Origin of the sequence: Variovorax sp. CF313 (assembly GCF_000282635.1) — a bacterium.
Lineage (GTDB): Bacteria > Pseudomonadota > Gammaproteobacteria > Burkholderiales > Burkholderiaceae_C > Variovorax.
Genome location: NZ_AKIW01000070.1, coordinates 21,631 through 38,597, shown reverse-complemented (window position 1 = coordinate 38,597; position 16,967 = coordinate 21,631). Strand labels below are relative to the sequence as shown.

The following is a 16,967-nucleotide window of genomic DNA, read 5'->3' as shown; positions in this document are numbered from 1 at the left end:
GTGTTCGGGGCGTCGCTCACGCCGACGGGGACATTCGCGGAGGGAAGTACCCGGTGGCCTGTGCACGCGCCCTGAACAGGAGCGCTCAACTACGGCGCAACGATTGCACCCTCGATGCGATGGCGTTTCAACGCATCGGCAACAAAGCCCGAAGCCTTCATCTCCTCGACAAAGGCAGCAAGCAGCGCCTGCGCCTCGGCGCCCCGGCTGGCCGGCGTACCCATCGCCTGCTGGATCACCATGAAGCGCCCAGGCAGCACACGCACACCCGGCGCGCGGGCAGCCTCGCCTTCGAGCAGCTGGCGGATGCCCGCTGCCACCTCGACCTGGCCCGCGCGCAATGCGGCGAGCGCAGGGCCGGCACCCTGGAGGCGCACGATCTCGGCGGCCTTGATCTCGCGTGTGAGGAACAGGTCGTAGGCGCTGCCCGAGCCGACCGAGATGCGATGGCCTTCGGCATCGACCTGCGCGTTGTCGGTCAGCGCCGACGATTCGGGCACGAGGTAGCTGCCTTCGATCAGCACGTAGGGTGCCGTGAAGCGCAGCCCTTCGCTGCGCGCGGGATCGACCGCGAAGAAGCCGATGTCGGCTTTCTCGTTCTTCACCGCGTCCACCGAGGCCGCGGCCTTCTCGAACACCACCAGCTCGACGCCCACGCCAAGGCGCCGCGCGAACTCGCGGGCAAGGTCGATCGATACGCCGACAGGCTCACCCGTGGCGACGTCCTTGTTGGCGAGGATCGGATTGCCGAGGTTGATCGAGGCGCGCAGCGTGCCGCTGGGCACAAAGGCGGAAACGAGGGCGGGGGAGGCCGTTGTCGGTCGAGGCTGGGTCATGGCGTTGGGCGTCGATGAAGGCTGGGAATGCGTACCAGTTTACGGCCCGACAGGCAACCGGGCAGTGATGAGGAGGGCCGGCTCCCCACCGGTCTGCATCAACAGGCCAAGACTAACGGCCGGGCTGAAAACCGGGGGTAGGGACTGGGTTGCAGTCCGGCAAAGGAGAAGCCTTTTGATCGGGATAGAGCTGTACTACGGCAAAGTCATTGCTTGATCCGTAGGCCATTTGCTCCCGGTAAGGGTGCGAAATAGTCCTTACCTGGATATCAGTGGGGAACAGTGCTTTGAGCGCGCGTGCGGCGCTCTCCGCTCGTTGCTTCGCCCGTTTCTCGGCCCTTCGCAGTGGCTCATCCGGAGTTCTTAGCGAGGCGCCTGCTTCAACTGAGGCGTAATCGAATTTTGGGTACTGTGAAGTCGCGCCGTCGATCCATGCAGCCAACTTGACTATTTGAGCTTTATCCAGATCAGATGTACCCGCTCCGAACGCGAGCGATGTCTGGACGATGTACTGGCAAGCCGAGGCGTTGGTACAGATCGTGAATGTCAGCAGTATTGAAAGTGCTCTAGCGAGCATGGAAAACCTCGTCCCAGACCACGTAGCCAGCGATGCTATCAGCGTTGCTTCGCATTCTTTGCGGGTCTGTTTTCGCGGCCTCGCGAGAAGACCTAAGGTAGTACAGAGCATCAAAGCTTCCAAAGCAGTCGTTGAAATGCGTGACCTCGTGAATAAGCGTTGAGAGCTTTGAATCCTGATCGGCAGAAATGGGGCGAAGCGCGCAGAACTTGATATTGATCGCGATGGTATGGGTAGCGGTATCTGGCTTGCAAACACCCGCAGCCGCATCATCCGCGTTGCTCGGCAAGATGCAACCGACATGCTTGAGTGCTGTTTCCGAGTAGCGCACGAAGTTTCTGGCATCGAGCCCTCGAAGCACTTGCACGCATGCCTTCAAGCCCTGTTGCAGGTATTCGCGGGTGCTCTGGTCGGCCACGCCAAACCAATCTTTCACTCGGGATCTATCAGCCTCATTCCATCGCTCCAACTCGGGGAGCCGCTTCCCGGAAATGAGCGATACCGCCTTGTCGCGCAGTTCCAGCACCGTGGTCACAAACTCCTTGTTCGTCATGTTGGGACAGATGTTTTCGGTCTGTTCGGCCTCGGCTGGGTGCGCAACACCTGCATCCACCACTTTCTTCAACGCCGCCATCTCCGAAGGCGCGGCGGCAACCAACATGGCCATTGCTGCCACGCTCGGTTCGGCTCCAGCGGCGTACCACGCACCGTCATCGTATGTTGATGTGTGCTGCAGCGTGGCAAGCAGGGGCTGTGGCATCGGGCAGTGGCAGATCACCACGTCGCCTTCCAGCGCGGCCTCTGAAATGAATTGAAGACGCCGTGGCCCTCCTGCCTTGGCGATGATGCCCACGCTGTTGCAGCCCTCACAGTAGGCCCTGCCGCCTATCAACGCGATGCGGTGGCCATACAGACCGAACATCGGACCGTCGTAAGGCAGAACCCGCCCGCCAAGTGCCGGCGGATCGCCGACGACAAGAATTTTTCGCTCCATTTGGCACGCTCCCAGTAGATGACGGGGCGTTGTACGTGGCTGTGCGCACTGACACTGTTGCCCATCGTCAACCGGCTGGTCGTTTGTCACGAAGGCCGACGTTTTCGGCCTGTATCGGGCTGGCGAAGTTAGAACAAATCTGCGGGCTTGGCCTCCGGTTCGCAGCTGTCGATGATCAACGTCTGCTGATTGGCCCGGTATCCCGTGCACGCCAGTGCTCGCGCGAGACCCCGGCGCCGCACGTGCGCGCCGAGTTCTTCCGGTGTGATGGCCGCACGCTCTGACGGTGCGCGCTCAACGTGCCGACAGCGGCTCCAGCCCCGTCTTCGCGATGGTCGGCGCCGCGGCCGGGGAGTTGAGATAGCGGATAAGCTGCCCCGCCGCATCGGGCTGCTTCGATGCGGTGGCGATGCCGGCCGAGAACACCGTCACGCGCTGCACCTCGGCGGGCAGCGGACCGATGTAGTCGATGCCCTCGATGGGCAGCAGCTCGCTCACCTGCTGCAGGCCGAGCGCCGCGTCACCGCGCGCCACCACCGTGCCCACGCGCTCGCTCAGGATGCGCTTGCTCTTGGGTTTCACCTGGTCTTCGATGCCCAGCTTCTTGAGCAGCTCGGTCTCGTAGTAGGTGCCGCTCGCGCTCGCCGAGTAGGCGATCGACGGTGCCGCGAGCAGCGTGCGCTTGAGCGCGTCGACCGTGCCGATGTCCGGCTTGGGCGCGCCCTTGCGCACCGCGAAGCCGATGGACGAGCGCACCAGGTCGACCTGGCTGCCCGCCACCACCTTGCCCTGCGCCACCAGCGCATCGAGCGCCGGGCGCGCGAGGATCACGACGTCGGCCGGCTCGTTGCGCGCCAAGCGGCTGGGGATCGAGTCGGTGGCGTTGCCCATCGAGGCGCCATAGGCGGTTTTGACGGTGCGGCCGCTGCTGCGCTCGAACTCCGGGCGCAGGTCGTTGTAGGCGGCGGTGAAGCCGCCCGAGGTCATGACGTGGATGTCTTCGCCCGCAGGCTTGTTGCCGCCGCCGAGGGTGCCGCAGCCGGCGAGCGCGAGGGCTGCGATCAGCGGCAAGGCAGCGCGGCGGGTGAGGGCGAGGAAGGGGGAAGGAAGGGGCTTTGTCACGATGTCTCCGGGAGGAAGAAAAGGCCAGTGGCCTGGAGGCCGCCTGTCGTTTGCCTATCGTAGAGGCCGGAGCTGTCATTCCGCCTTCAGCGGATTCGGGGTTATCACCGAGGCGACACGGCTTGTTGGGTGCATCGGCGGATCGCGGCTGCCTGGACGCCGCATCTCTTGATCGACCGGCAGGGACGCTCCTTTCCCGCCGGCCGGGTTGGCGCATCAATCGACGAGGTCGAAGCAGCAGCCCGCGTAGTACGGCTTGTCGCCGCCAGCGACGAAGGGCACCTCGATCGGCTTGCCCTCGTTGCGCCACACGTCGCGCTTCCTGTAGCCCGAGCGTGCGAGATCGGCCAGGAGTTCGTCGTGGTGCTGGATGCGGTAGGCGCACACGGCCACGCCGATGCTGTTGAGCGTGTAGATCGTGCGCTCGGGGTGCACGGCCGTGGTGTTCATGATGATGCGCCTCGGCTTCACGGCCAGCGCGGAAAGAATCGCGTCCATGCGCGTCGGCAGGTACTGCAGGCTGCCCGAGACATACAGCACGTCGCAGCCGCTCGCATCGCGGTAGTCGGTGGTGAAGCCGAGCTGCGCGGTGGCTTCCCGCTTCACGGCCATCGCGCGGCCGCTCTCGACCACGCCGGGCACGTCGCACACGGTCCATTGCAGGGTGGCGGGGTAGCTCAGCACGCGCCGGAATGCGTAGTACTTGATGCCGACGTGCCCGCCGAGGTCGAACACGCGCGTCAGCCCCGCATCGATGGAGCGCCCCAGCCAGAAGAGGCCGGGATAGTCGTAGAAATAGATCTGCGGGCTGTAGAGGTCGCTCGCATCGGCATTGGCATAGCCCACGGCTTTGGAGGGCGGCGCACCGGCCTCGGCCGCCGCGAAGCTCTCGAACGAGCCCATGAAGAGGTTCTCGTCCGTGTTGTTCAGGAACTTGCGCCTGTACGCACTTTCGCGGGGAGGAAACTGCAGAAGGCTTGAGAGCATTGTTGACTCCGGTGGCGTTCTCATTTTGAATGCAACCAAAGTATTCGCGACCTATAGCCCCGTGCCGTTGGGGCGGTTACCCCATGGGGGTTACATACCGCTCGCCAGCGCCGCCGCAGCCGCCCGCGTCTCCACCCCCAGCTTCTCGAAGATGTGCTCCAGGTGCTTGTTCACCGTGCGCGGGCTGGTGCCGAGAATGTCGCCGATGTCGCGGTTGGTCTTGCCCTTGGCGAGCCAGGAGAGCACCTCGGTCTCGCGCGGCGTGAGGGCGGCATCGGCCAGCCGGGCCGCCGGGCCTTCACGCTGGATGGCGAACAGCAGCATCGTCTCGCCGAGCGCCGCGGCGCCGAGGTTGCGCACCGACAGCCGCATGCCCGTGGCGGTGCCGATGGCAATGGCCGCGCCCGGCGCCAGCGCCGGTTCCAGCGACGCGGGCAGCAGGCCCGGCGCCACCGGGTCTTCGAGCGCGTGCAGCCACAGCGCGGCCTGCGGCGAGCGCCACGCGATGCGCCCGCGCGTGTCGACGAACACCACGCCCATGCCGGCCACATCGACCGCGTCGCGCGCCATGCGCGTGATGCGGGCGTTGCGCGCGTGCGTGTGCAGCCGCGCCAGCACCTCCTGTGCGCGGATCGGCTTCACCACGTAGTCGACTCCGCCGCACTCGAAGCCCTCGACCACGTGCGAGGTTTCCGACAGGCCCGTCATGAACAGCACCGGGATGTGCGCGAGCGCCGGGTTGGCCTTGATGCGCCTGCAGGTCTCGAAGCCCGAGAGACCGGGCATCAGGCCGTCGAGCAGGATCGCATCGGGCACCACGAGTTCGAGCCGCTGCAGCGCGGCCTCGCCGTCGACCGCCACCAGCACGGTGTAGCCGCTGGCCTCCAGCGTGTCGCACAGCATGCCGAGGCTGCTGGGCGCGTCGTCCACCACCAGCACCACGGGCCGTTCGGATGACGATTCAGGGGGCGAGGGTGTCTGCATCTTCGGCCAGTGCGTTGCGGAGGTTGTCGAGTTCGAAGCGCACGACCATGCCGCGCAGCCAGGTGCAGGTCGATGCGGCGGCGGGCGAGGCGGCTGCCAGCCGGTCGAGCGCCGTGTGCAGGCCGCGCACGTGGCCCATCTGCACGAGGCGCATGAGTTCGGCGCGGTCGTCTTCCGAAAGAGCGAGTTGCCGGGGGCGCTGCAGCGCTGCTTCTGCGTCACCCGCGAGGGGCGCAAGTGCGTCAGCGGTCGACAGCCATTCGAGCCCGAGGTGGCGCTCCAGCGTGGCGATCAGCTCCGACTCGATCACTGGCTTGCCCACAAAGGCCTGGCAGCCTGCCGCTTGCAGGCGCTCGTTCTTGTTCTCGAACATGTTGGCCGAGACGATGATGATCGGGATGTCCCCGAAGCCCGAGGCGCGCACCGAGGTGGCGGTCTGCCAGCCGTCCATGTCGTCCATCGTCAGGTCGAGCAGGATGGCCGAGGGCAATTCTTCGCGCAGGCTGTCGAGGCACTCGGTGCCGCTTGCGGCCTCGCGTATCTCGAAGCCCAGCGGTACGAGCATGCCGGCCAGCATCTGGCGCTGCACGGGCTGGTCGTCGACCACCAGCAGCGTGCGGCGCGCGCCGATGTAGCCCGACACGGGCTGCCGCAGTGCGCCGGCCTTGGCCTGCGGGCCCGGGTCGGCCACCTCGCGCAGGTACACGCGCACGCTGAAGGTGCTGCCCTGCGACGAGGTCGATGCCAGCTTGAGCTCGCCGCCCATCAGCGAGGTGAGCAGCCCGGTGATGGTGAGGCCCAGCCCCGTGCCCGGCTCGCCACGGCGGCGACCCGCTGCGCCGCGCTCGAAGGGCAGGAAGATGCGCTGGTGGTCCTGCGGCGCGACGCCGATGCCGGTGTCGACCACGTCGAAGCGCAGTACCTCGCGCCGCGCATCCACATGCAGCGTGACCGTACCGCTGTCGGTGAATCGCACGGCATTGGTCAGCAGGTTGATGAGGATCTGCCGCAGCCATTTCGCATCGGCGTGCACCCACGGCGGCAACCGCCCTGCATGCGTGCAAACGAAGGCCAGGCCCTTGTTCTCGGCCTGCGGGCGCACCATGTGCACGAGCTGGTCGAGAAACGCGGGCAGCGCGAGCGGCGCGGGTTCGAGCTGCAGCCGGCCGGCCTCGATGCGCGCCAGGTCGAGCAGCCCGTCGATCAGGCCCAGCATGTGCTCGCCGCTGCGGTGAATGGTCTGCACCGCCTCGCGCGGGGGCGCGACCGTGTCGCCCTTGAGCAGGATCTGCGAGTAGCCCAGGATGCTGTTGAGCGGCGTGCGCAACTCATGCGTCATGCCGGCCACATAGCGCGTCTTGGCCTGGTTCGCGGCCTCGGCGGCTTCCTTGGCGGTCTGCAGTGCGGCGTCGGTGCGGCGGTGCGCCTCGATCTCGAGCGCGAGCAGGTTGTTGTGGCGCATCGATTCTTCCTGCGCCATCTGCCGGCTCTCGCTGCCCAGCACCACCCACCATGCGGCGACCGCGGCCACCACCGAGAGCAGCGCGAACACTTTCAGGAAGGCCGTGGCCATGACCGAATCGCTCGTGCCCGCCAGCGCCTCCTGCGCATAGACCACGCCGACCACGGTGGCCAGCAATGCAATGAGCGAGGTGGCGATCAGCAGGTAATGCGCCACGCGGAAGTTGAGCCGCGCCGACAGCGCCGGCGGCAGCAGCGCCTGCAGCCAGCCGCTCATCTGCTCGGCCGCGCGCGAGTCGGTCTTGCAGCGGTCGTGGCAGCGCGATTCGAGCGTGCAGCACAGCGAGCAGATCGGTGCGCTGTAGGCCGGGCAGTGCGCCATGTCTTCCGACTCGAAGCTGTTGTCGCATACCGAGCACTTCACGTTCTGGCCGGGCGTCCAGCGGTCGATGTCGTGGCGCGCGAGGTAGTAGCGCCCGCGCGTGCGCCAGGCCAGCAGCGGCGACACGGCCATGGCTGTCACCAGCGCGATGAAGGGCGAGAAGGCTTTTGCCCAATGGCCGAGCACGCCCGAGTAGGCCAGCATCGCCAGCGCGGCGGCACCCAGCATCGCCACCAGCCCGACCGGGTTGATGTCGTACAGGTGCGCGCGCTTGAACTCGATGGTCTTCGGGCTCCACCCCAGCGGCTTGTTGATGACCAGGTCGGCCACCAGCGCGCCGACCCAGGCGATGGCGATGTTGCTGTAGAAACCCAGCACGTGCTCCAGCGCCGCGAACACGCCGAGCGCCATCAGCAGGATCGCGATGACCACGTTGAACACCAGCCACACCACGCGCCCCGGATGGCTGTGCGTGAGCCGCGCGAAGAAGTTCGACCATGCCAGCGAACCCGCGTAGGCGTTGGTGAGGTTGATCTTCATCTGCGAGACCACCACGAAGAGCACCGTGATGCCCAGTACCCAGGCCGGGTCGCGCAGCACGTACGAGAAACCGGTGAGGTACATCTGCGTCGGCTCGATCGCATGGATGCCGGGTATCTCGTGCTGCAGCGCGAGGAAGGCAAGGAAGGCCCCGCCCATCATCTTCAGCATGCCCGGCACGATCCAGCCCGGCCCCGCGATCAGCACCGCGGCCCACCAGCGGCCCCGGTTGGCGGCTGTCTTCTCGGGCAGGAAGCGCAGGTAGTCGACCTGTTCGCCGATCTGCACCACCAGCGAGAAGGCCACCGTGGCGGCCGCTCCGAACATCAGTGGGTCGAAGCCGCTGCTGTCGGAGGTGCGGCCCACGAGGCCGGTGAAGTCGGCGTAGAGCTCGGGCTTCTTCACCATCACCGCGATGAAGGGGCAAACGAACAGCACGATCCAGATCGGCTGCGTCCACAGCTGCAGCCCCGAGATGAGCGTGATGCCGCGCGCCACCAGCGGAATGATGACGATGGACGACACCAGGTACAGCAGCCACAGCGGCCAGTCCAGGTACATCTGCAGTGCCAGCGCGAGGATGGCCGCCTCCAGCGCGAAGAAGATGAAGGTGAAGCTCGCGTAGATCAGCGAGGTGAGGGTGGAGCCCAGGTAGCCGAAGCCCGCGCCGCGTGTGAGCAGGTCCATGTCCACGCCGTGGCGCGCCGCGTAGTAGGAGATCGGCAGGCCGGTGAGGAAAGTGATGAGCCCCACCACCAGGATGGCCCACAGCGCGTTCGAGAAGCCGTAGCTCAGCCCGATGGCACCGCCGATGGCCTCCAGCGCCAGGAACGAGGTGGCGCCGAAGGCCGCGTTGGCCACGCGGAACTCCGACCACTTGCGAAAGCTGCGCGGCGTGTAGCGCAGCGCGTAGTCCTCCAGCGTTTCGTTCGCGACCCATGCGTTGTAGTCGCGGCGGATGCGAAAGATCTTCTGTCCGGAGACGGATTGCATGGCTGGTTCTCGCGGCGGCGGTGGCATGGGGCAGGTACAGCAAGAAGCGCTCCCTGTGCTTCTTTCCCCTCGATGTTTTCCACCGATGTCTGGCTCGCGAGTCTGCGGGCAGGGCCGGCTCCCGCCGCTACGTTGAATGACGTATTCGCGCAAACCCGGGTGATTTCTAAAGTACCAGCCATGGTGCTCGAGGCACCGTCCGATGCACTGCGATGGTGCGCGGCTCTACTTTCCAACAACCTGCCTGGAGTTTCCTGATGTCGCGTGATTCAGATCTTTCTCTCGATGCCATGGCATTGCGCCGCCGCCGTCTGCTGCAGGGCGCCGCCGCGCTGCCCGTGATGGGCCTGAGCGGCCTGAGCTTCGGCCAGGGGCAGTTCCCCACGGCCAAGGTCAACACCACCAAGCTCGCCGTGACCGACACCGAGGTAACGGTGGGCCAGCTGCATTCGTCCACCGGCACCATGGCGATTTCGGAGACCGGCTCCATCCAGGCCGAGCAGCTCGCCATCGACCAGATCAACGCCATGGGCGGCGTGCTGGGCCGCAAGATCAAGGTCATCAAGGAAGACGGCGCCTCCGACTGGCCGACCTTCGCCGAGAAGTCGAAGAAGCTGCTGGTCAACGACCACTGCGCGGCCGTGTTCGGCTGCTGGACCAGCGCCTCGCGCAAGGCAGTGCTGCCTGTGTTCGAGAAAGAGAACGGCCTCTTGTACTACCCGACCTTCTACGAAGGCCTGGAACAGAGCAAGAACGTGATCTACACCGGCCAGGAAGCCACGCAGCAGATCATCTGGGGCCTGGACTGGGGCGCGAAGGAGAAAAAGGCCAAGACCTTCTTCCTGGTGGGCTCCGACTACATCTGGCCGCGCACCTCGATGAAGATCGCGCGCAAGCACATCGAGAACTTCCAGAAGGGTTCGGTCAAGGGCGAGGAGTACTACCCGCTGGGCCACACCAACTTCAACTCGCTGATCAACAAGATCAAGGTGGCCAAGCCCGATTGCATCTTCGCGGCGGTGGTGGGCGGCTCGAATGTGGCTTTCTACAAGCAGTTGAAGGCCGCGGGCATCACCGGCGACAAGCAGTTCCTGCTGACGCTGGCCGTGACGGAAGACGAAATGACCGGCGTGGGTGGCGAGAACTTCGCGGGCTTCTACTCGTCGATGAAGTACTTCCAGTCGCTGGACAACGCGAACAACAAGAAGTTCGTGGAAGCCTTCAAGGCGAAGTACGGCAAGGATGCGGTGATCGGCGACGTGACGCAGGCGGGGTATCTGGGGCCGTGGCTGTGGAAGGCGGCGGTGGAGAAAGCCGGCAGCTTCGACGTGGACAAGGTGGTGGCGGGCTCGCCGGGCATCGAGCTGAAGACGGCGCCAGAAGGCTACGTGAAGCTGGACGCGAACCATCACCTGTGGAGCAAGGCGCGTATCGGGCAGGGGCAGCTCGATGGCACGTTCAAGGTGGTGGCGGAGTCGGCTGAGCTCATCAAGCCGGATCCGTTCCCGAAGGGCTATCAGTAAGCCAGTAAGCAGGCCGTCGGCCCTCACCCCAACCCTCTCCCGCTGGCGGGAGAGGGGACAACTCCAACATTCCGGACTTCCCGCCATGACTCTGTCGGACATGATGAACATCGGCCTCATGCAGGGCTTCGCGGGGCTGAGCCTTTTCGCGGTGCTGCTGCTGATGGGGCTGGGCCTGGCGATCATCTTCGGCCAGATGGGCGTGATCAACATGGCGCATGGCGAGTTCATGACCATCGGCGCCTACTCGATCTTCCTGGCCGCGCAGGTGACCGAGCGCATGGCGCCTTCGCTCATGCCGTACTACTTTCCGATCGCGATCGGGCTGGCCTTCGTGTTCGCCTTCATCGCGGGCTGGCTCGTGGAGTGGGCGCTGATCCGCCACCTGTACAAGCGACCGCTCGACACGCTGCTCGCCACCTGGGGCGTAAGCCTGGGCCTGCAGCAGATTTTCCGCACCTTCATCGGCCCGAAGGAAGTGAGCCCCACGCTGCCCGAGTGGCTCATGGGCTCGTGGACGCCGCATGAAGGCCTCGACATTCCGATCAACGGCCTGTTCGTGCTGGCGCTCACCGCGCTGGTCACGGGCGGCGTGCTCATCGCGCTGCACAAGAGCCGCTGGGGCCTGCGGGTGCGTGCCACGGTGGCCAATCGCGTGATGGCCAACGCCACCGGCATCGACACGAAGAAGACCGACCGCCTCACCTTCGCCATCGGCTGCGGCATTGCCGGCGTGGCGGGCGCGGCCTTCACCACCATCGGCTCCACCGGGCCGACCTCGGGCTCGCTCTACATCGTCGACGCCTTCCTGGTCGTCACCTTCGGCGGCGCGGCCAGCCTCTTCGGCACGGTGGTATCGGCCTTCGGTATTGCACAGACGCAGTCGATCTCCGAGTTCTTCATGACCGGCTCGATGGCCAAGGTGCTGACGCTGTCGCTGATCGTGCTGATCCTGATGATGCGACCGCAGGGCCTATTCGCAGTCAAGGTCCGCCGCTGAACCCGATTCCTGTTTTGGAGAACGTTCCGATGAATTTCATCAAGGCCTCGATCCAGCGCTACCAGCTCGGCAGCCTGTTGCTGCTGGTGCTGCTGCTCGCGGTGGTGCTGCCGCTGTCGCTCGACATCTTCCGCCTCAACCTCGTGGGCAAATACCTCACCTACGCCTTCGTGGCCGTGGGCCTCGTGATGGTGTGGGGCTACGGCGGCGTGCTGAGCCTGGGGCAGGGCGTGTTCTTCGGCATCGGCGGCTATGCGATGGCGATGTTCCTCAAGCTTGAAGCCTCCGACCCCGTTTCCACCAAGATCCAGACCACGCCCGGCATTCCGGACTTCATGGACTGGAACCAGATCACCGAACTGCCCGCGCTGTGGCTGCCGTTCAAGAGCCTGCCGCTGAGCCTCGCGCTGGTGGTGCTGGCGCCGATGGCGCTGGCCTGGCTCGTGAGCTTCGCGATGTTCAAGCGGCGCGTGGGCGGCGTGTACTTCGCGATCATCACGCAGGCGGTGGCGCTCATCTGCACCGTGCTCATCATCGGCCAGCAGGGCTATACGGGCGGCGTGAACGGCATGACCGACCTGAAGACGATGCTGGGCTGGGACACGCGCACAGACGGCGCCAAGTACGTGCTGTATTACGTCTGCGTCGGCCTGCTGGTGGCGAGCATCGTGCTGTGCCGCTGGGTGCAGACAAGCAAGCTCGGCACGCTGCTGCTGGCCATGCGCGACAAGGAAGACCGGGTGCGCTTCTCGGGCTACGACGTGTCGAACTTCAAGGTCTTCATCTTCTGCCTGGCGGCCGCGCTTTCGGGCATCGGTGGCGCGATGTTCGCGCTGCAGGTGGGTTTCATGTCGCCGAGTTTCGTGGGCATCGTGCCTTCGATCGAGATGGTGATCTTCTGTGCGGTGGGCGGGCGCATGAGCCTGGTGGGCGCGGTGTATGGCGCGCTGCTGGTGAATGCGGGCAAGACGCTGTTCTCGGAGAGCTTTCCGGACCTGTGGCTGTTCCTGATGGCGGGCCTCTTCATCGGCGTGACCATGGCCTTCCCGATGGGGCTCGCGGGTTTGTGGGAAGAAAAGATCCGGCCATGGTGGAAATCGCGCCGCCAAGCCTTGCGCGATGCGGCAGTCAAGCGACCGGCGGCCGCAGCACCCGTGGTGCCCACAGCCACACCATCCGAACCCACGCTGCCCGACGGCGTCGGCAGCCAGCACGCCTGAACCCGGAGCCACACCCTCATGAGCAACACCGACTTCGCGCTCGCCGTGGAAGACCTCACCGTGTCCTTCGATGGCTTCAAGGCCATTGACGACCTCACGCTGTACATCGACCGCAACGAGCTGCGCGTGATCATCGGCCCCAACGGAGCCGGCAAGACCACGCTGCTCGACCTGATCTGCGGCAAGACGCGCGCGAGCGCCGGCAGCATCAAGTTCAACAACACCGAGCTCACGAAGATGGCCGAACACAAGCGCGTGCGGCTGGGTATCGGGCGCAAGTTCCAGACGCCGTCGATCTACGAGAACCTCTCGGTGTTCCAGAACCTGGAGGTCTCATTCCCGAAGGGCCGCTCGGTGTTCGGTGCGCTGGCTTTCAGGTGCGACGACGAGGTCAAGAACAAGGTGCAGGCCATTGCCGAGGACATCGGCCTTGCCGACAAGCTCGACACCGAGGCCGGCTTGCTGAGCCACGGCCAAAAGCAGTGGCTCGAGATCGGCATGCTGCTGATGCAGGAGCCGGAGCTGTTGATGCTCGACGAGCCCATCGCCGGCATGAGCGCGCGCGAACGCGAACTCACGGCCGAGCTGCTCAAGCGCATCTGCCAGAACCGCGCAGTGATCGTCATCGAGCATGACATGGCCTTCGTGAAGCAGATCGCGCACAAGGTTACCGTGATGCACCAGGGAAAGATCCTTGCCGAGGGGCCGATGGAGAAGGTGCAGGCCGATCCGAAGGTCATCGACGTCTACCTGGGCCACTGACATGAGCAACATCAACCTGAAGGTCGAAGACCTGCACGTCGCCTACGGCCAGAGCGAGGCGCTGCACGGCATCTCGTTCGAGGGCCATGCCAACGAAACCATCGCCATCATGGGCCGCAACGGCATGGGCAAGACCACGCTGTTCAAGGGCCTGATGGGCGTGTTGCCGTTGAAGAGCGGGCGCATCGAGGTGGCAGGCCAGGACGTGTCGCGCGACGAGAGCTTTCGCCGCGTCGCCAAGGGCATCGCCTACGTGCCGCAAGGCCGCATGATCTTCCCGACGCTGACAGTGGAAGAGAACATCCAGACCGGCTTGGAAAACTCGAAGACCCGCCGAATCCCCGAGGAAATCTACGCGCTGTTCCCCGTGCTGTGGGACATGAAGACCCGCAAGGGCGGCAACCTCTCCGGCGGCCAGCAGCAGCAACTTGCGATTGCGCGCGCCCTCGTCACCGACCCCAAGGTGCTGCTGCTCGACGAGCCCACCGAAGGTATCCAGCCTTCGATCATCAAGGACATCGCCAAGGCGCTCAACGAGATCCGCAAGCTGCGCGGCATCACCATCGTCGTGTCCGAGCAGGTGCTCAGTTTCGCGATGGACGTGGCCGACAGGCTCTTCGTCATTGAAGGCGGCCGGTTCGTGCACGAGACCGCGCGCGACAAGACAGATGTCGACCACATCAAGGCCTATCTCTCCGTTTGATCTGACCACAACCAACCCAACCAGGAGCCACTGCACATGACTGACACGCTGATCAAGGTCGACCTGACCAAGTCGCCCGTCGAGAACGAGAACATCCACAATCGCTGGCATCCGGACATTCCGATGGCCTGCTGGGTCAACCCGGGCGACGACTTCATCCTCGAGACTTTCGACTGGACCGGCGGCTTCATCAAGAACAACGACAGCGCCGACGACGTGCGCGACATCGACCTGAGCACCGTCCACTACCTCTCGGGCCCCGTGGGCGTGAAGGGCGCGGAGCCCGGCGACCTGCTGGTGGTTGATCTGCTCGACATCGGCGCCAAGCAGGACAGCCTCTGGGGCTTCAACGGTTTCTTCTCGAAGAAGAACGGCGGCGGCTTCCTGACCGACCACTTCCCCGAGGCGCAGAAATCGATCTGGGACTTCAAGGGCATGTTCACCAGTTCACGCCACGTTCCGGGCGTGAACTTCGCGGGGCTGATCCACCCCGGCCTGATCGGCTGCCTGCCCGACAAGCCCATGCTCGACATGTGGAACGAGCGCGAGAAGGCCCTTATCGCCACCGATCCGGAACGTGTGCCCGGCCTCGCGAACCCGCCGTTTGCGGGCACTGCCCACATGGGAAAGATGACCGGTGAAGCCCGCGCCAAGGCAGCCGCCGAAGGCGCGCGCACCGTGCCGCCGCGCGAGCACGGCGGCAACTGCGACATCAAGGATTTGTCGCGCGGTTCGAAGGTGTTCTTCCCCGTGTACGTCGATGGCGCGGGCCTGAGCGTGGGCGACCTGCACTTCAGCCAGGGCGACGGCGAGATCACCTTCTGCGGCGCCATCGAGATGGCTGGCTGGGTCCACATGAAGGTCACGCTCATCAAGGGCGGCATGGCCAAGTACGGCATCAAGAACCCGATCTTCAAGCCCAGCCCGATCACGCCGCAGTACAACGACTACCTGATCTTCGAAGGCATCTCGGTCGACGAGAGCGGCAAGCAGCACTACCTCGACGTGAACGTGGCCTACCGCCAGGCCTGCCTGAACGCCATCGAGTACCTGAAGAAGTTCGGCTACTCGGGCGCGCAGGCCTATTCGATCCTGGGCACGGCGCCGGTTCAGGGCCACATCAGCGGGGTGGTCGACGTGCCCAACTCGTGCGCCACGCTGTGGCTGCCCACGGGCATCTTCGACTTCGACATCAACCCGAACGCCTCGGGCCCGGTGAAGTTCATCGACGGCAGCATCGACATGCCGCTGTCGCGCGACCTGCGCTGAAGCAAGCCATGCCGACCTACGACTACGCCTGCGGGCAGTGCGGCGGCTTCGAGGCGTTGCGGCCCTCAGGCCTGCGCGACGAGGCGGCTGCGTGCCCCGATTGCGGATGCGCTTCGCCGCGCGTGCTGTCGGCCGCGCCGCGGCTCGCACTGATGGCCTCGGGCACGCGCCGCGCCATGGAAACCAACGAGCGCGCGCGGCACGAGCCGGGCAACTCGCGCGACTACGCGCGCTTCAAGCATCCGGCGGGGTGCGGCTGCTGCGGCTCGGGCAAACGAAGTGCGACGGTGACGGCGCCGAGCGGGGCCAAGTCTGCGCCGTCGCGGCGACCGTGGATGATCAGCCATTGACGACCGGCTGTTTTCAAGGGTTCGATTGTTTCAATCCTGTGAACGCCGTGGTTCCTTTTGCCGGTGTTTTTCGAGGCTTTTCAGGATCAAACTTCTCCTCACCAACCAACCACCTGAAGGAGATTGAAATGAATGCCTCGAAGATCCTCGCTGCTGCTGCTCTCTCGCTCCTGGCCGCTGCCGGAGCCCATGCAGAAACCTACGACGGCGTGCACGTCGTGAACTCTTCTGTCACCCGCGCCGAAGTCGCACCGCAGGCCGCTGCCGCCGCACGCGCCGGCAACGAGTACGCCGATGCCTCCAGCGCTGGCGCACAGGCCTTCACGTCGACCGCCGACCGTGCGACCGTGCAAGCCGAAGCCGTTGCCAAGGCTCACGACCCGCTCGCCAGCCTCGATCGCCGCGCGTTCTACCGCGACGAAGTGCCGCAAGCCTACAAGAAGCCCAGCGTGTCGTTCACGCGCCAGGCAGGCCTGTAAGCCGAACCGGCAAGCATGAAGAACGGGCCTTCGGGCCTTTTCTTCGTATTCGCTTCGTGTCCGCGTCACCAGCTGATGACGCCCGACCCTAGAGGGTCTCGTTTTCCTTGAGAACGCCCGCGTTGCGCAGCGCGGAGTTCAGCCATTTGGCAGCCGTGTTGCCATTCTTGATGGCCTCGATGCGCGCAGCCTCGTCCTCGACCTTCTTCGCCGCCGCCTGAAGAAGCGTCTCCACCTTCTCCCGCTCGACGACGACCACGCCATCCGCATCGCCGATGACGAGGTCACCGGGGCGTACCGCCACGCCGCCCACCGACACCGGATGCCCGATGCGCCCCGAGGCCAGCTTGGTCGGCCCGTTGGGATTGGTGCCGACCGAGAACACCGGAAAGCCCATTTCGTCGATTTCCACGCTGTCGCGCACCGCGCCGTCGATCACCACGCCGGCGATGCCGACCTGGCGGCAGGCGTTCATCATGATCGTGCCCATGAGGGCGGCGCTCTGGTCGCCCTTGCCGTCGATCACCAGCACGTCACCGGGCTTCGCGAGCGCGATGGCGGCATGGATCATCAGGTTGTCGCCGGGCCGCACTTCCACCGTGAGCGCGCTGCCCACCAGTTTCATCCGATGGCGCAAGGCCTGGATGCGGCCGTGCAGGGCGCCCCGGCGGCCGGCCACGTCGGCGAGGATGGCGGGCTGGAAGGCCGAGGCCTGGCGAATCAGGTCGGAGGAGACGCGCTCGAAGTCGCGGACGATGTCTGGAAGCTGGCTCATGTTCTCGATT

15 protein-coding genes are annotated in these 16,967 nt (G+C 65.3%); 8 read left to right on the top strand and 7 right to left on the bottom strand.

What is annotated here, in order from left to right; translation table 11 throughout:
• Window positions 1-89 precede the first annotated feature (89 nt).
• The 6 genes from PMI12_RS17260 to PMI12_RS17235 all read right to left on the bottom strand — a co-directional run bounded on the left by PMI12_RS17260 (window position 90) and on the right by PMI12_RS17235 (window position 8,876).
• The gene (locus PMI12_RS17260) at window positions 90-836 is read right to left on the bottom strand and encodes a transporter substrate-binding domain-containing protein (protein ID WP_007834977.1); all 747 of its coding nucleotides are present in this window, start codon (window positions 834-836) and stop codon (window positions 90-92) included.
• A 566-nt stretch (window positions 837-1,402) separates the two neighbouring features.
• Complete coding sequence (locus PMI12_RS17255) at window positions 1,403-2,407, bottom strand: M35 family metallo-endopeptidase (RefSeq protein ID WP_007834975.1); 1,005 nt, start codon at window positions 2,405-2,407, stop codon at window positions 1,403-1,405.
• Window positions 2,408-2,701: 294 nt separating this feature from the next.
• Window positions 2,702-3,529, bottom strand: a complete 828-nt coding sequence (locus PMI12_RS17250; RefSeq protein WP_007834973.1) for a substrate-binding domain-containing protein — start codon at window positions 3,527-3,529, stop codon at window positions 2,702-2,704.
• A 216-nt stretch (window positions 3,530-3,745) separates the two neighbouring features.
• Entirely contained in the window at window positions 3,746-4,516 is a 771-nt protein-coding gene (locus PMI12_RS17245) for a TIGR04325 family methyltransferase (RefSeq protein ID WP_007834971.1), read from the bottom strand.
• Between the two features lie 90 nt (window positions 4,517-4,606).
• Complete coding sequence (locus tag PMI12_RS17240) at window positions 4,607-5,500, bottom strand: response regulator transcription factor (RefSeq protein ID WP_007834970.1); 894 nt, start codon at window positions 5,498-5,500, stop codon at window positions 4,607-4,609.
• Window positions 5,478-8,876 carry a hybrid sensor histidine kinase/response regulator gene (locus PMI12_RS17235; protein ID WP_007834968.1) on the bottom strand — a complete coding sequence of 1,133 codons (3,399 nt, stop codon included), beginning with the start codon at window positions 8,874-8,876 and terminating at the stop codon, window positions 5,478-5,480. The genes PMI12_RS17240 and PMI12_RS17235 overlap by 23 nt, the downstream gene beginning before the upstream one ends.
• Before the next feature lie 257 nt (window positions 8,877-9,133).
• Here PMI12_RS17235 and urtA point away from each other — a divergent pair, with 257 nt between their 5' ends.
• From urtA to PMI12_RS17195, 8 genes are all read left to right on the top strand, one after another.
• Window positions 9,134-10,399, top strand: coding sequence for an urea ABC transporter substrate-binding protein (gene urtA / locus PMI12_RS17230; protein WP_007834960.1), 1,266 nt, complete (start codon window positions 9,134-9,136; stop codon window positions 10,397-10,399).
• An 85-nt stretch (window positions 10,400-10,484) separates the two neighbouring features.
• A complete protein-coding gene (gene urtB, locus PMI12_RS17225) occupies window positions 10,485-11,399 on the top strand; it encodes an urea ABC transporter permease subunit UrtB (RefSeq protein WP_007834958.1) in 915 nt (304 codons plus the stop codon).
• A gap of 29 nt (window positions 11,400-11,428) precedes the next feature.
• Window positions 11,429-12,619, top strand: a complete 1,191-nt coding sequence (urtC, locus tag PMI12_RS17220; RefSeq protein ID WP_007834956.1) for an urea ABC transporter permease subunit UrtC — start codon at window positions 11,429-11,431, stop codon at window positions 12,617-12,619.
• Between the two features lie 18 nt (window positions 12,620-12,637).
• On the top strand, window positions 12,638-13,381 hold the full coding sequence (gene urtD / locus PMI12_RS17215; protein WP_007834954.1) for an urea ABC transporter ATP-binding protein UrtD: 744 nt from the start codon (window positions 12,638-12,640) through the stop codon (window positions 13,379-13,381).
• Between the two features lies 1 nt (window position 13,382).
• The gene (urtE, locus tag PMI12_RS17210) at window positions 13,383-14,084 is read left to right on the top strand and encodes an urea ABC transporter ATP-binding subunit UrtE (protein ID WP_007834953.1); all 702 of its coding nucleotides are present in this window, start codon (window positions 13,383-13,385) and stop codon (window positions 14,082-14,084) included.
• Window positions 14,085-14,120: 36 nt separating this feature from the next.
• Window positions 14,121-15,353 (top strand): formamidase, encoded by a 1,233-nt coding sequence (gene fmdA, locus PMI12_RS17205; RefSeq protein WP_007834951.1) that lies wholly within the window; start codon window positions 14,121-14,123, stop codon window positions 15,351-15,353.
• Window positions 15,354-15,361: 8 nt separating this feature from the next.
• Window positions 15,362-15,703 (top strand): zinc ribbon domain-containing protein, encoded by a 342-nt coding sequence (locus PMI12_RS17200; RefSeq protein WP_007834949.1) that lies wholly within the window; start codon window positions 15,362-15,364, stop codon window positions 15,701-15,703.
• Between the two features lie 128 nt (window positions 15,704-15,831).
• Window positions 15,832-16,182 carry a hypothetical protein gene (locus tag PMI12_RS17195; RefSeq protein WP_007834947.1) on the top strand — a complete coding sequence of 117 codons (351 nt, stop codon included), beginning with the start codon at window positions 15,832-15,834 and terminating at the stop codon, window positions 16,180-16,182.
• Between the two features lie 88 nt (window positions 16,183-16,270).
• Here PMI12_RS17195 and PMI12_RS17190 read toward each other — a convergent pair whose 3' ends face one another.
• Window positions 16,271-16,957 (bottom strand): diguanylate cyclase, encoded by a 687-nt coding sequence (locus PMI12_RS17190; RefSeq protein WP_042673625.1) that lies wholly within the window; start codon window positions 16,955-16,957, stop codon window positions 16,271-16,273.
• Window positions 16,958-16,967: the final 10 nt, after the last annotated feature.